Source organism: Caldalkalibacillus mannanilyticus JCM 10596 (assembly GCF_000615945.1).
Taxonomy (GTDB): Bacteria; Bacillota; Bacilli; order Caldalkalibacillales; family JCM-10596; genus Bacillus_AT; species Bacillus_AT mannanilyticus.
This window is the reverse complement of the sequence record NZ_BAMO01000016.1, coordinates 1-13,226: the sequence shown is the minus strand read 5'-3', so window position 1 is coordinate 13,226 and position 13,226 is coordinate 1. Positions and strand designations below refer to the sequence as shown.

At 36.9% G+C, this 13,226-nt stretch carries 16 protein-coding genes and 3 pseudogenes; 15 read left to right on the top strand and 4 right to left on the bottom strand.

Going from position 1 to position 13,226, the window contains the following annotated elements:
- Nucleotides 1-7 precede the first annotated feature (7 nt).
- The 11 genes and pseudogenes from JCM10596_RS31735 (at nucleotide 8) to JCM10596_RS10400 (ending at nucleotide 6,822) form a co-directional block, all read left to right on the top strand.
- A complete protein-coding gene (locus tag JCM10596_RS31735; protein WP_025027086.1) occupies nucleotides 8-331 on the top strand; it encodes an accessory gene regulator B family protein in 324 nt (107 codons plus the stop codon).
- 11 nt (nucleotides 332-342) lie between these two features.
- Nucleotides 343-603, top strand: coding sequence for a hypothetical protein (locus JCM10596_RS31730; protein WP_025027085.1), 261 nt, complete (start codon nucleotides 343-345; stop codon nucleotides 601-603).
- A complete protein-coding gene (locus JCM10596_RS31295) occupies nucleotides 569-709 on the top strand; it encodes an AgrD family cyclic lactone autoinducer peptide (protein ID WP_369345619.1) in 141 nt (46 codons plus the stop codon). The genes JCM10596_RS31730 and JCM10596_RS31295 overlap by 35 nt, the downstream gene beginning before the upstream one ends.
- Nucleotides 710-985: 276 nt before the next feature.
- A pseudogene (ggt, locus tag JCM10596_RS31290) lies at nucleotides 986-2,547 on the top strand (gamma-glutamyltransferase); the annotation flags it as partial.
- 15 nt (nucleotides 2,548-2,562) lie between these two features.
- Nucleotides 2,563-2,979 carry a stalk domain-containing protein gene (locus JCM10596_RS31285; RefSeq protein ID WP_369345620.1) on the top strand — a complete coding sequence of 139 codons (417 nt, stop codon included), beginning with the start codon at nucleotides 2,563-2,565 and terminating at the stop codon, nucleotides 2,977-2,979.
- A 279-nt stretch (nucleotides 2,980-3,258) separates the two neighbouring features.
- On the top strand, nucleotides 3,259-3,990 hold the full coding sequence (locus JCM10596_RS10430; RefSeq protein ID WP_025027084.1) for an ABC transporter ATP-binding protein: 732 nt from the start codon (nucleotides 3,259-3,261) through the stop codon (nucleotides 3,988-3,990).
- Between the two features lie 278 nt (nucleotides 3,991-4,268).
- Nucleotides 4,269-5,414: a hypothetical protein gene (locus JCM10596_RS10420; protein ID WP_025027082.1), complete on the top strand. Its 1,146-nt coding sequence runs from the start codon at nucleotides 4,269-4,271 to the stop codon at nucleotides 5,412-5,414.
- On the top strand, nucleotides 5,389-5,673 hold the full coding sequence (locus JCM10596_RS10415; RefSeq protein ID WP_025027081.1) for a hypothetical protein: 285 nt from the start codon (nucleotides 5,389-5,391) through the stop codon (nucleotides 5,671-5,673). The genes JCM10596_RS10420 and JCM10596_RS10415 overlap by 26 nt, the downstream gene beginning before the upstream one ends.
- A 3-nt stretch (nucleotides 5,674-5,676) precedes the next feature.
- Nucleotides 5,677-6,210: a metalloprotease family protein gene (locus JCM10596_RS10410; protein ID WP_025027080.1), complete on the top strand. Its 534-nt coding sequence runs from the start codon at nucleotides 5,677-5,679 to the stop codon at nucleotides 6,208-6,210.
- Nucleotides 6,194-6,451 (top strand): hypothetical protein, encoded by a 258-nt coding sequence (locus tag JCM10596_RS10405; protein ID WP_025027079.1) that lies wholly within the window; start codon nucleotides 6,194-6,196, stop codon nucleotides 6,449-6,451. The genes JCM10596_RS10410 and JCM10596_RS10405 overlap by 17 nt, the downstream gene beginning before the upstream one ends.
- Nucleotides 6,452-6,564: 113 nt before the next feature.
- Nucleotides 6,565-6,822: a hypothetical protein gene (locus tag JCM10596_RS10400; protein ID WP_025027078.1), complete on the top strand. Its 258-nt coding sequence runs from the start codon at nucleotides 6,565-6,567 to the stop codon at nucleotides 6,820-6,822.
- Between the two features lie 56 nt (nucleotides 6,823-6,878).
- On the opposite strand, the gene JCM10596_RS10395 is transcribed toward JCM10596_RS10400, so the two are convergent.
- The 3 genes from JCM10596_RS10395 to JCM10596_RS10385 all read right to left on the bottom strand — a co-directional run bounded on the left by JCM10596_RS10395 (nucleotide 6,879) and on the right by JCM10596_RS10385 (nucleotide 8,288).
- Nucleotides 6,879-7,358, bottom strand: a complete 480-nt coding sequence (locus tag JCM10596_RS10395) for a hypothetical protein (RefSeq protein WP_025027077.1) — start codon at nucleotides 7,356-7,358, stop codon at nucleotides 6,879-6,881.
- Nucleotides 7,351-7,569 (bottom strand): helix-turn-helix transcriptional regulator, encoded by a 219-nt coding sequence (locus JCM10596_RS10390; protein ID WP_199900135.1) that lies wholly within the window; start codon nucleotides 7,567-7,569, stop codon nucleotides 7,351-7,353. Before JCM10596_RS10390 ends, JCM10596_RS10395 begins: the two co-directional genes overlap by 8 nt.
- A gap of 74 nt (nucleotides 7,570-7,643) precedes the next feature.
- Nucleotides 7,644-8,288 (bottom strand): MBL fold metallo-hydrolase, encoded by a 645-nt coding sequence (locus JCM10596_RS10385; protein WP_199900134.1) that lies wholly within the window; start codon nucleotides 8,286-8,288, stop codon nucleotides 7,644-7,646.
- 106 nt (nucleotides 8,289-8,394) lie between these two features.
- On the opposite strand from JCM10596_RS10385, the gene JCM10596_RS10380 reads away from it, so the two are divergent.
- The 4 genes and pseudogenes from JCM10596_RS10380 (at nucleotide 8,395) to JCM10596_RS10365 (ending at nucleotide 12,761) form a co-directional block, all read left to right on the top strand.
- Nucleotides 8,395-9,357 carry a helix-turn-helix transcriptional regulator gene (locus tag JCM10596_RS10380; protein ID WP_025027074.1) on the top strand — a complete coding sequence of 321 codons (963 nt, stop codon included), beginning with the start codon at nucleotides 8,395-8,397 and terminating at the stop codon, nucleotides 9,355-9,357.
- Nucleotides 9,358-9,541: 184 nt separating this feature from the next.
- Nucleotides 9,542-10,238 (top strand): annotated as a pseudogene (locus tag JCM10596_RS24915) (response regulator transcription factor).
- Complete coding sequence (locus JCM10596_RS10370) at nucleotides 10,216-12,387, top strand: HAMP domain-containing sensor histidine kinase (protein WP_025027073.1); 2,172 nt, start codon at nucleotides 10,216-10,218, stop codon at nucleotides 12,385-12,387. The pseudogene JCM10596_RS24915 and the gene JCM10596_RS10370 overlap by 23 nt, the downstream one beginning before the upstream one ends.
- Before the next feature lie 14 nt (nucleotides 12,388-12,401).
- Nucleotides 12,402-12,761 carry a hypothetical protein gene (locus JCM10596_RS10365; protein WP_025027072.1) on the top strand — a complete coding sequence of 120 codons (360 nt, stop codon included), beginning with the start codon at nucleotides 12,402-12,404 and terminating at the stop codon, nucleotides 12,759-12,761.
- A gap of 168 nt (nucleotides 12,762-12,929) precedes the next feature.
- Here JCM10596_RS10365 and JCM10596_RS29515 read toward each other — a convergent pair.
- A pseudogene (locus tag JCM10596_RS29515) lies at nucleotides 12,930-13,226 on the bottom strand (C4-dicarboxylate ABC transporter permease); the annotation flags it as partial.

Sequence of the window (13,226 nt, the reverse complement as noted above, 5' to 3'; positions counted from 1 at the left end):
TGATCCTATGTTCGAAAAATGGGCGGTGGCGTTTGCGGATCACATAAAAAAAACAAATCCAGATGAGACGGAACCGCATGATGTCTTAGTGTTTGGATTTACCATCTTATTTAACTTGATGTTTACCTTCTTTTTTGTATTTCTCCTAGGTTGGATCTTAGGCGTTCCCTTGTTGAGCTTACAAGTAGCTGTGTCATTTACTCTCCTTAGAATATTGACTGGGGGAGCGCATTTGGATCAATCTCTTGCTTGTTCGATTACTAGTCTTATTCTCGTTCTAACTTTTGTTTGGCTTCCTGCATCCTCTGTGTATGTAGGCGCTACGGCATAATAAGTGTTGTCTTGATCATACTCTATGCGCCTTATTATGAAGCACATCAATTGAAGCATTCGTTGCAATGGGAAAGAAAAAAGAAACTGGTTGCTATCTTATGGGTTATCGCTGCAATGATCCTTTATTATTTTTTCTCTAGTCCTGGTTTCGTCTTCGGGACACTGCTGCAAGCAATGATGTTAACACCAGCCGGAATCAGAGTCACCCATAAGCTTAATAGAATGATGACAGATTATGGAGGTGAAAAGAATGAGGAAAAAAGTAGCTAAGCTGATTTCTAAGACTACGCTTCTAATGTCAACTATTTTCGTCAAGGCATCAAGCCCAGGATTAAATGCACCAAAAATTCCGGAAAGTTTGAAAAAAATTAAATAATAATCACCATGTGTTATTACAGAAGAATGACTCTTGCTATCTAGTGGGGTCATTTTTCTATCAGTTCCAATTCAATTTTTTCACTCAGAAAGAACAAATTGGGGTATATGGATCATCTAGGTGAATAGACTACGAGAAGATGGATAAAAAACTATAAAACTATTTTATGAGGGGGAGTAAGATTGAAATTAATCAAAAAGAGTTTTGTCATTCTTGTTCTTTTGATGTTTTTTGTCATCATCTGTATCTGCGAATGTACCAGGGTTTGATCCATCAATGGAAGGTGCGACCAAGGGGATTGTAGCGGTTTCGCACCCGCTTGCGGCTCAAGCAGGTAAGGAGATTTTAGAGCGGGGAGGAAACGCTGTTGATGCAGCCGCCGCGATTCAAATGTCACTAAACGTTGTGGAGCCTATGATGTCTGGCATAGGTGGTGGTGGGTTTATGATGATCTATCTCAAGGATCAGAATAGAATCACAATCATTGATAGCCGAGAGGTAGCTCCTCAAGCCGTAACACCTGAGCTATTCCTAGATGCAGAAGGCAAGCCCATTCCTTTTTCTGAGCGGCATACTCATGGAAATGCTGTAGCCGTACCGGGGACGTTGAAGGGAGTGGAGGTTTCACTTGAGAAGTATGGAACAATGAAATTATCTGAGGTCATTGATCCTGCCCTTAAACAAGCGGAACAAGGAATTAAAGTAAATTGGTCCATGGCACAGTATATTGAACAAAATAGAGAGAAGCTGCTAAAGTATGAATCAGCTGGAAAGGTTTACGTTCCAAACGGCACTCCATTACAAGAAGGGGAAACTCTTAGACAGCCTGATTTAGCCAAAACGCTAAAATTGATTAAAGAAAAAGGGTCAGAGGTCTTCTATCGAGGAGAGATCGGGCAAGCCATCATTGCTGAGGTTCAAAAGCGTGGGGGAGCATGACGGAAAAAGACTTACATGATTATGTAGTCAAGGAAAGAGAACCTGTTGTAGGAGAATACCGAGGTTATCAGATTGCGTCTATGTCACCGCCAAGCTCAGGAGGACTGACAGTTCTTCAGATAGTAAAGTTTATGGAAGGCTACGATGTGAAGAAAATGGGGTTAAACTCGGCTGACTATCTTCATCGTTTAATTCAGGCAATGCATCTTGCTTATGCTGATCGAGCGGCTTATATGGCGGATGAGGATTTCTACCCCGTACCTAAAGAAGGTCTTCTTCACTCAGATTATATTGCCGAACGAAGAGAGCTTATTCACCCGCATAAAGTGGTGTCTTCTGCGCCAGAAGGGGACCCCTGGGAGTATGAGTCTAAGGATGGAGGAAATCAAGAAAAAGTAAGAGAAGAGAATCCAATTGGTCAGACTACTCATTTTTCGGTCATGGATCAATGGGGCAACATGGTTTCCTATACAACAACCATTGAGCAGGTCTTTGGTTCAGGAATTATGGTTCCTGATTATGGGTTTATGCTAAACAATGAAATGACAGATTTTGATGCTTCACCCGGAGGAGTCAATCAAGTAGAACCGGGAAAAAGACCGAGAAGTAGCATGTCCCCAACACTTGTTTTAAAGGATGGTCAGCCGTTCATGGCACTAGGTTCACCGGGAGGACCAACGATCATTACATCAGTGGCACAGACGATTATGAATGTCATTGATTTTGGATTGCCTATTCAAGAGGCTATTTTAGCCCCAAGGGTGTATTCCAGTAGCTATCCATCTGTTCGGTGGGAAGCAGGGATTGAACAGGATGTCGTGTTAGAACTACTGGGGAAAGGGCATCGTTTTGATGAAAAGGCAGTAGATATTGGAAATGTTCAAGCTGTTATTTTCCATGCTGAAACAGGAAAGATGTATGGTGGAGCAGATGATACCAGAGAAGGGGCAGTATTAGGTGTTGATGCTCTTCACTTTATTGTTAAGCCACGAGCTCAAGAGAATGAGCAACAGGGCGAGTTCATTTTGAAAGTGAATGATTTAATCTACCCTTATAAGGCTTCACAATTGCTGACGAAGGATGGAGTCAGTTATATTCAAGCAGATAAGCTTCTCTTAGGCTTAGGAATTACGCAAGCAGATGTGAAAGTCGAAGGAGTCTCCGTAGGAGGAGAGCAATATCTACCTGTCAGAGCGGTAGCTGAAGCATTAGGTTATAAGGTGTTTTGGGATTCAGTTGAACGTGCCGTTCTGCTAGAGAAGGAAGTGGCACAAACTGATTCAGGAATGCAAAAGCATTATAGCGAGGATCAGTTTAAAATTACGAATTAAGCACGAATGAAGAGGGTGGGCGACCTGTAGAGGTTGCCTTTTTTATAAGCCTAAATATTTGCAAAAAATCCATAAATATCATTTACAATGGAAGTTTGCTCATGGTATACTGTAAAAAAATGTTTTAATTGGATTTCTCTTTGCAACTAAACAGAATAAAAAATTTTAGTTAAAATTATTTAAATATTGTAAAAAGTTTAACTTTATTACTTCTTTTATTTTACTTTTATGGTATAATATATTAAAACATAACAAGTTTCTTAAAAGGGTGAGATAAGTATGCTAAGAATTCAGGATGTAAGCTATACATATGATCATAAGAATCTTGTTTTGGATCAGATAAGTTTTGATGTGCAGATAGGGGATTTTCTAGCCATTGTGGGTCCAAATGGTTGTGGTAAAACCACCCTTATTAAGTTAATTTGCGATCTGCTCAAAAAACAAAATGGAGAAATAACGTTAAACAATTGCAAAAACAGTGATCTACAAGTTAAAAAATCGATACTTTATCTTCCAAGTGAAGACATTATTCCTGATTTTTTAACGGGGCGAGAATATGTACAGCTTATTCTCAACTTTTATACGGTTACACTAGATGAAGAGTTTTTTGAAAGACTTCTAAGATACTATTCCTTTCATTCTGCTATTGATCTATTAATAGAAGAGTACTCTCACGGAATGAAAAAGAAGATACAGATAATAGCTTCTCTGTTAGTAAACCCATTGATTTTAATCATAGATGAAACCTTGAATGGGATGGATATCGAATCCAGAGAAGTGACCAAGCTGTTACTTACTCAATATTCTAAAAAAGGCGGAACTGTTATATTATGCTCACATGACCTCCATTTGCTAGAAGAGATTTGTCAAAGTGTGATTATTTTGTACAAGGGCCATATTCACTTTCACAATAGGATGAGTGAAGTCAAAGAACAGCATACAAACCTGACGGACATGTTAAAAAAAATAATGAATCATGGGGATATAGAACATGAGATTATTTCAGATTAAAAACCTTGTCTATCTATATAACACCTTCTTTGTTAGAAAAGTCCTCAATTTTGGTCCTTTAAAAAATATAGTCATCCGGTTGTTTCTGTTATTTGCTCTGTTGGTCTTGTGTTTGTTTACGAGCGTTTCGATGTATCTTTTCATGTCCCATATCACTCAAAGTAGTCAAGCAATCATATTTTTATTAAATACATATTCCAGTACGGTCATTTTGTGGACGATCATTACAACCATTTTTTTGAAACTTTATTTTTTCTAAAGTGGATGGTTTTCTCAGAATGACGATGAATCTACCTATCTCTATGAAAGAAAGAAATGTTTCCTTATTTATATATGAAACAATGATGTCACTCTTAGTGATTGTTATGGTTTCATTTTCAATCTTCAGCTCTATCATTTTTCTCACACAATTTGAATATTTAGATTTGTTAATCGTAAATATCTTCTTCGTTAGTACTTCTATTTACTTAGTGCTTCAGCTATCTTCCAAGCTAGTATCATTTATCTGCAACTTAGTAAACATACCTAAACTTTTTCATGTTATTAATCTGTCAATCTTGTTTATCATTTTTACTTATTTTTTCAGAGAAGCACAGGATTTAGTGACTCAATTATCACAGGACTACCTAGGTTCAACTCAGAAGACTGAGAGTATACTGCTCCTTTGGCAAAAAACACTTGTTGAGTATGGTTTCTTACTTACCTCATTGATTTACGTGGGCGTAACAGTGGTATTAATAGGGTTGATTATTGTCATACCAGATAATACGTATATGAACAGCTCAAAATATGTAAAGAGTTTTCATCTTACAACCAATCATCTCTTTCTATCCTATATCTATAGCTCTGTAAGGAATATAAACACAGTCAATACGATTGTATTAACCTATCTAATAACCATAATCTTACTTCTTTTTAACTTTAACGATTACTTGCTCTATCCCATTATATTTTTGTCGATGAATGGTCTTTATAGTTACATTCAATCAAGTAGCTTACGGTATGTAATGTATAAATTAGACTATAAAGTTCTGCGAGATTATACGTACTTATTCTTGTCGCAATGGCTGATCATTGTAGCGGTTTCTATTCCAATACTAGTAGTAAGTGTGTTCGTTGTGGGAAGCGTGTATCACCTTTTCATTCCTTATCTTATCGTCACATCAGGGGTGCTGCTACTGATTTTAGTAGGAATATTATTTCCACCCTACAATGATAATCCGTTTTCGGTATTTACAAGCTTCTTATTTCTCCTCATTTCCGTGTTGACCATAGGTTTGACATTAGTATTTTTAAACTTGGGGCAATTGCTCACTGTGTTTATCATGATTGTTTTTTATTCAATCGTCATCCTATTTAGTATACAAGGCTTAATTAACTTGCAGAGGAGTTATAAAAATGAAAAAAGCATTTTTAGTATCTAATTGCTTAATAGCATCTGTTGTAACGACGCTCTTTATATTAGTTACGAATTTTATTATTATGCTCTTTAGCAGTGCGGATGAAGGATTGAGAAAGACTTATTTTAATAGTATTTTCTTTGAAAGTACCCTCCAGGAAGACAATATGTTAGATATAGAATTTGGTGTAGCCAATGGATACCCCATTATCATCACGATTGCGATTTTTTTCTTCCTCTACATAGCTTCAGTCTACGTATACAAGAAAATAAAGAGTCGTTAACCAATGAAAACAATATATCCTCTACATGACATAACTTTTTGGAAGGTATCTAGGCTATTTATTCAATGTTATAAAAACATATGGCTCATCTTAGGGGTGATTACACTCATTCCTGTAGCCTTCTTCCCTAGTTATACAATGTTTAGGCTAGTGCTCCAGTTTCATCTGCTCATCATTTTTGGAGTGTTTCTTTCGTTTATCGTGCACGAATATATTCATATACGCTATATGAAAAAATATTTCAAAGCTGGAGAGGTAGGCATTGAATGTAGTAAGTCCAAAATATCAATCTATCCTCAATTTGAAATAAGCGGAAATAAACTATTGATCATAGCCATCATGCCCTCTATTTATCTCACTCTATTCGGAGCTTGTCTTTACGTAATAGGAAAATTCACTCATGTAGGTGTCATCACTTTCATTTCTTATATCTATTTCTTTCATATGATCAATCTCATTCCTCCATTTGGCGATGGCATGATGATATTGAAGTCGATTTTCTTGAAAGGAGGTGAAAAAAATGAGCTTAGTGAATAACGTAGGAGCTTACCTACTTCTTCTATTGATGTCCTTAAAAGAAGGAGCTATTGCTTTTATGGAGCAAAAGCAGGTTAGATACGATGCTTGGTATGTAGTACTACTAGCCGTATTACTAACGTTAGCCTTTACCATCTATGCTGCTCTAACGATTTGGTGCGTAGTGTACAAAGGCGGAGCATTCACTGGAAACTGGGAATGGTCTTTAAAAGGAGTAAGTGTAAGAGCGGAGTGCAAGTAAGCACACTAATATACTCTTCCAAGGTACTCCTAATACCTCAGAAGAGTATATTAGCCATGGCAGAACTTGAAATGTGGACAACAACAATCTCCTCTTGAAAGGAGGTGAAAAAAATGAGTATAGTGAATAATCTGGGAGCTTATCTACTTCTTTTATTGATGTCCTTAAAAGAAGGAGCTACGGCTTTCATGCAGCAAAAGCAGGTTAGATACGATGCTTGGTATGTTGTGCTACTAGCCGTATTACTAACGTTAGCCTTTACCATCTATGCTGCTCTAACGATTTGGTGCGTAGTGTACAAAGGCGGAGCATTCACTGGAAACTGGGAATGGTCCTTAAAAGGAGTTAGTGTACGCGCAGAATGTAAGTAAGCATCCGATAGTATGCCCTTCTAAGGTACTCCTAATACCTTGGGAGGGCATCTTTGCTACTCGGAGAATTCTAGGACGGTCTTATAGTAAATAATATAGTGAATCAAAGAAACGACAACAAGAGAAAGAATAATAGAAAATCCACTGAGTGTCCAAGGTGAAAGACTGATAAACAGTACGGCAATGGTTAAGATGGGAATCAATATCGTATAGTACGTATACACCCTGCGTGTAGCCATGTTATAGATCAGCTGTGAACCTTCATCTTCGTCATTAATCTCAGGGGGTTTTAAAGTGAATAGGTGAGTTTTGTCTAATTTAAACAACAAAACGGAGTAAACAAGCAAAAAGATAGGGAGTACAATTCCTCCAATTATAATGGTAACAGATAAGAATCCTAGATGTATATTCTTTATCGTAAAGGTACTACCATCAAGATTGACATCTAATGATAATTTCACCGATACTAAAAAAATTAGCAATAAAGAATAAAAAATAATCATAAGCAAAGGATGATGTAATTTAAATTTATTCATCTTCCTCCTCCTCATCCCCATCTAAAGAAAAAAGCTCCTCTACCGAACAATCAAATACCTGTGCCAGTTTTAAAGCCAGCTTGATTGAAGGTAGCATCTTATTTTTCTCTATAAATCCCACCGTTTGTCTGGAAACCCCTACTTTTTTGGCTAATACCTCCTGAGAATAATTATATTTCGCTCTGTGTTCCTTAATTCTATTCTTCACCATATACTTACCCCTCTTTGGAATATTGTACAGTATACTTAACATTTTGTAAAGAATATATAACTTTTTTAGGGGAATTAAAGCAGGTTCAGAATTTTATCTATTACCTGTTTTTCCAAAATCACATTATGACCAGATACACAAGTATCGAAATCCATTTCTTTATACATTAAAAGTGTATTCATATATTCCTTTTTAGAGCAATCAATGTTGGGAATGATTTCGTCTAGGGTATCGCCTACATTATCCCCGACGTGTAACACTTTATCTACTGCATCAAGTACACTTATGGAATCCATTGTATGACCAGGTGTGTGCATGATTCTTATCTTATCTTCTGGAAAGTAGATTTCTTTTTCAAATGTCAAGTTTGGAAGACATAATTCTGCTTCACCTTTAAGATATTTTTTGTTTTTCTGTATCATTTCTTCCCAGTTCAATTCTATTAATTCTTTACACAAGGTATGAGAGATGATGAGACAGTTTTGAAGTGAACGATTTCCCCAGATATGGTCCCAATGATAATGGGTATTGATCACAATGATGGGTTTCTTATTATTTTTTATATACTCCATAATCGGTGCAATGCTTAAAGAACCAAGTCCTGTATCAATAATATAATTGTATTGATCCCCCATGATAAGTTGAAGGTTTAGATTCCATGTAGGGAGTTGATGTGTAAACATAATAGTTCTGTTTTTGATTTTTTCTATTTTCATCATTTTCGTTTTCGCTCCTTGGTTATATGTAAGAATGTCGTGACTTCCTCTTCATCCTAGCGTATATTAGTGACAAATAACGTCACTAATTATGAGGGGATTTTTCACTATGTCCAGAAGCAGTAGATTATTTGAGTTACTGATCATATTAAATACCAAACACAAATTTTCAGTTGAGGAGCTAGCTACGCGATTTGGCGTGTCCAGACGAACAATGCTCCGAGACTTGCACTCCCTAAGTGAAATGGGAGTCCCTCTTCACTCTTCAACGGGTCCTAATGGGGGATATAGCTTGATAAGAGAACAAACACTCCCTAGCATTTCGTTAACTCCGGAAGAAGCAACGGGACTTATCCTCTCTTATGAATGCTTAGAACAGTATCAAGATGGTCCGTTTATACAGGAAAACCTGTCTACCTTGACGAAAATACGTGCCTTATTTTCAGTGGACATGCTGAAAAAAGTAGAGATATTAAAGGAAAAGCTAGGTATGAATACTCCTAGAAGAAGCTATAAAACCCCGTATCTTTCAGCCATATTGAAGGCATCTTTAGAGCGGGTTCATCTGGAAATCGAGTATGAATCACTTTCTGGAACATCGATAAGAAGGATCTATCCACATGGCTTATATATGTCTAACGGTTTGTGGTATTGCTTAGCTTATTGTTATAAAAGAAATCAACTCGTATCGTTGCGTGTTGATCGTATCTTACATCTTAGTGAATTGCCAGATTGTAAAGAGCCTCCACCTGAAGAGGTGACCGTACGTCAATGGCTGAATAATCAAGATTCATATGGCAAGATGGTTTCATTAAAAGCATCGCTAACAAGAACAGGATGTAAGCTCTTGGATCCGCATGATATAGGAGAGTGGATACAGCTTCATTCAGATGGAACAGGAGTGATTGATAAAGAGATTAAGGAATCGGATATTCCTTTCTACGGGAGATTGTTTCTAAGCTTAGCAAACGAAATTCATGTGAAGGAACCACCAGAATTGAGTATGTATTTACAAGAGGGGGCAAGGAATATACTTAAACAATATCAAAATGAATGTCGCCAAAACCAGTAGACACAAGACTGCTGGTTTTTTATTAAGCTCCTCGTTATCTTGATATTGTTTCGAATTATTAAGAAAAACTTAAGATTTATGCTCACTGTTTCTTCAGATTTCTCAACCATAATGAAATAAGGGCAGAGATGATAAGGAGGTGCTATAATGATCATAGTTTTCGTAGAGGAAGGTGCTGGATAGAATGTCCGAACAATATACGGTACTCGTTGTGGATGATGAGAAAGAAATTCGAGAAGCAATAGAGATCTATCTGAAGAATGAAGGGATGAAGGTTCTACAGGCTCAGGATGGGCTGGAGGCACTCCGTATTCTAAAAGAGAATCAGGTGCATTTAATTATTATGGATATTATGATGCCTAAGCAAGATGGGATTCAGACAACCTTTAAAATTCGAGAGGAAAAGAATATCCCGATTATTATGCTTTCGGCGAAAAGTGAGGATACAGATAAAGTGCTCGGGCTACAGGTAGGGGCGGATGATTATGTGACCAAGCCGTTTAATCCCATTGAGTTTATTGCACGTGTGAAGTCACAATTAAGACGCTACATGAAGCTTGGCGTATATGAAGGATTGAGTAAAGAAATTGATATTAAGGGACTAAGATTAATTCAGGAGACCAAAGAAGTATCGGTTAATGGGGAACAGGTTCGGTTAACTCCTCTTGAATATAAGATTTTAGAATTCCTCATGGTGAATGCCCCTCGTGTATTTTCAATTGACCAGATCTATGAGAAGGTCTGGAATGAACCCAGCTATAACGCAGAAAACACCGTAGCGGTTCATATACGAAAAATACGAGAGAAAATAGAAATCAATCCAAAGGAGACCTAAATATTTGAAGGTGGTGTGGGGGATTGGATACAAAATTGAAAAGTAGTAGGAGTAAGATTATTTTTTCCTTCGTGATTTTATTATTATTGGCGTATGGTCTGGGGAACACCTTGTATGGAATTGAACGTGCTCCTTATTATCTAAAGGGAAGCTATTTTAAAACCTACCAATTTGCCAATGAACTAGAAGACTTTGTTGATTTATTTTCGACAACAAAGCTGGATTTTATAGAATTAGATGAAGCGAAGAAGAGAATAAAAATAGAAGAGCATATGGTTCACGAACGGCTTTTCGAGTATACCAGTAGAGCAAATGAAGAAGTTGAAAGGATCAGTGCTGAGTATCAAGATAAAATTACAGAAGCGACCAGCATTAATGATCAAGAATATGCCAGTACATTAGTAAGAGAACGTGATGCGAAAAAAACAGAAATACGTGAGCAATATAGTAAATCGAGAGAAGAAATCATAGCCATTCTAAAAGAAGAAGAAGGACAAAGGTTAGAGAAAGAATATGAAGAAAACATAGATGTAGCCATATCTAGATTTACGTATAAACAGCAATATATAAAATACTATATTAAGGATCGTATGGGCACGGTGTATAGCAATGTAGAGGAGGATCCAAATGGTGAGAAGCTTAAAAAAGAAAGTGTCTATTTTCAGAAGTTTCCTTATCATACGAAAAAGGATGATCATCTCACATCTGTAAATCGATTTTTTATCACAAGAGATCTCACTGGTTATATTGCTATTGCGGGTAAATCCGAAACACATAGCTTAATTCTAGAGAATATGTTAGATTATCAAGCGGAAACCAATAAATATCTCATACAATTTAGTATTTATCTAGTTGTTTTGTTGATTGGATTCTTCTTAGCACTGAAATATCGCAGGATGATCCTAGAAGTCATCGATCCTTTAAGAAGCGAGTATGACAAGCTTCCTATTGATGTACGACTCTTGGGAATAGGGATTGCTGCGCTATTTATGAGTGCTTTCTCTCCAAATTATTATAGAGGGAATGAATTGTTTGACTGGTTTTTTTATGCTGTAGCCATGGGAGCACTTGCCATTCAGGTTTATTTTTTTTGGCGCACACTTACTGCTTTAAAATCTTTAGAGGAGATAAAGCTACAGTTCAGTCGAAGCATCCTGTGGAAAATAAAAAAAGAAATGATGCATCTCTTCATCTTTAAAAGTCCATTTATGATGGTGCTTGGTATTTTGTTTATTGTTTTTTGCCTTGGATTTGGTGTCGTTGTAGTTGCTATAGAAGAAAGGCTTTTTCCACTATACGTTCTGGGTGTCCTTATCGTTGGTGGAATTTTGCTACTCTACATCTTGCGTAAAGTTGCTTATTATAACCAAATTCTACAGGCCTCCAATCGTATCGTTCTTGGTGATATTCATGAAGAACTGAAGGTGAGAGGAAGTGGAGCGTTAGCCAAGCTAGCGGAGAATATAAATAGGATGAGAATGGGAGTGCAAACCTCTCAAAAAGTACAAGTGAAAAGTGAGCGACTGAAAACAGAGTTGATCTCCAATGTGAGTCATGATTTACGTACCCCTTTAACCTCAATCTTAAATTATACAGATTTTCTGAAAAATAAAGAGTTAACAGAAGCAGAGCGTGAACAGTATGTAGATATTATCGATAAAAAATCTAAGAGATTAAAGGTCTTAATTGATGACTTGTTTGAGGTATCAAAAATGGCGAGTGGAGATCTTGAATTACATTTAGAACCATCGGATATTGTCCAATTATTAAAGCAGGCGTTAGGAGAGTATGATGAGAAAATTAAAGAGTCTTCGCTGACCTTTAACGTGACATCGAGTCAAGCGCAGCTTTATGCCATAGTCGATGGGCATAAAATGTGGCGAGTGTTCGAGAATATTATCAGCAATATCTTGAAATATTCCTTAGAAAATACGAGAGTCTATATCAGTACAGTGGAAAAAGGATCGGATATTATCATTACCTTCAAGAATATCTCTAAATACGATCTGAAAGATAACATTGATGAGTTATTTGAAAGATTTAAGCGTGGAGATAAATCAAGACATACCGAAGGATCAGGATTAGGCTTAGCCATTGCCAAGTCAATTGTCGACCATCACGGCGGCAGTCTAGAGGTTGAGGTGGACGGAGATCTATTTAAAACCATTGTGACGCTGAGAAAAGAAGGGGTATAGGAAGTAGGATATATATGAAGCCAGAGGATTTAATAATAAAGGTAACCATTATTTCTGTTATAACAAGCTTGTTATTCTCCCTTTTTGTCTATACAAGACCTGTTGAGCTAATATCATTTACCTTTAGTGAAAAAGCGACTGGATTTGGGATGTTCTTTTTTATCACTTTGTTTTTTCTGCTCTTAGTAGAAATAGTATACCGGGCTCTTCGAATAAAGAACAAGTGGTATAGTCTGCTGTACTATGTACTAATAGCAGTCCCACTTATATACCTGTTTATACCAATTGCAGGTCAGAGTATCGCTAGTCTTCTTTTTCCTTTATATGCAACCGTTCTATTGTGGCTATATAATTTATTAAAAATCGAAAGGTAATCCTGATGATGACATTCATCTGGGTTGCTTTTTTTTTACGTATAAGTATTCCCCTGCCGTCTGTTGGAGGTACTAACTTCCTAAAAACATCAAAAAAAAGGACTCGGCAAAGCCGAGTTAGTTCTTTCTTATTACATGATTGCTTTGGCTCTTTCCATATGAATTCTGTCAGCCTTTCATCTCTGTTTCACCTATAAGGTGACTCTCCTTCTTATAGCCCAGCCATTGAATACAAACAACCATAATAATCAGACTAAAGCCAATGATATCTTGAATAATATTAGGCGTCATAAACATAAGGGAGCCTCCAAAAGCAATGATCCGAACGAATAGATTCATGCTCTTAAATAAATAGCCCTCGACAGCCGCTCCAAGCATCATAACTCCTGTAACAGAGGTGATCACCACTAGTATGGCTTCGGCCCATGTCGTATTGATAAGAAGCAAGGAGCTGTGATAAACAAA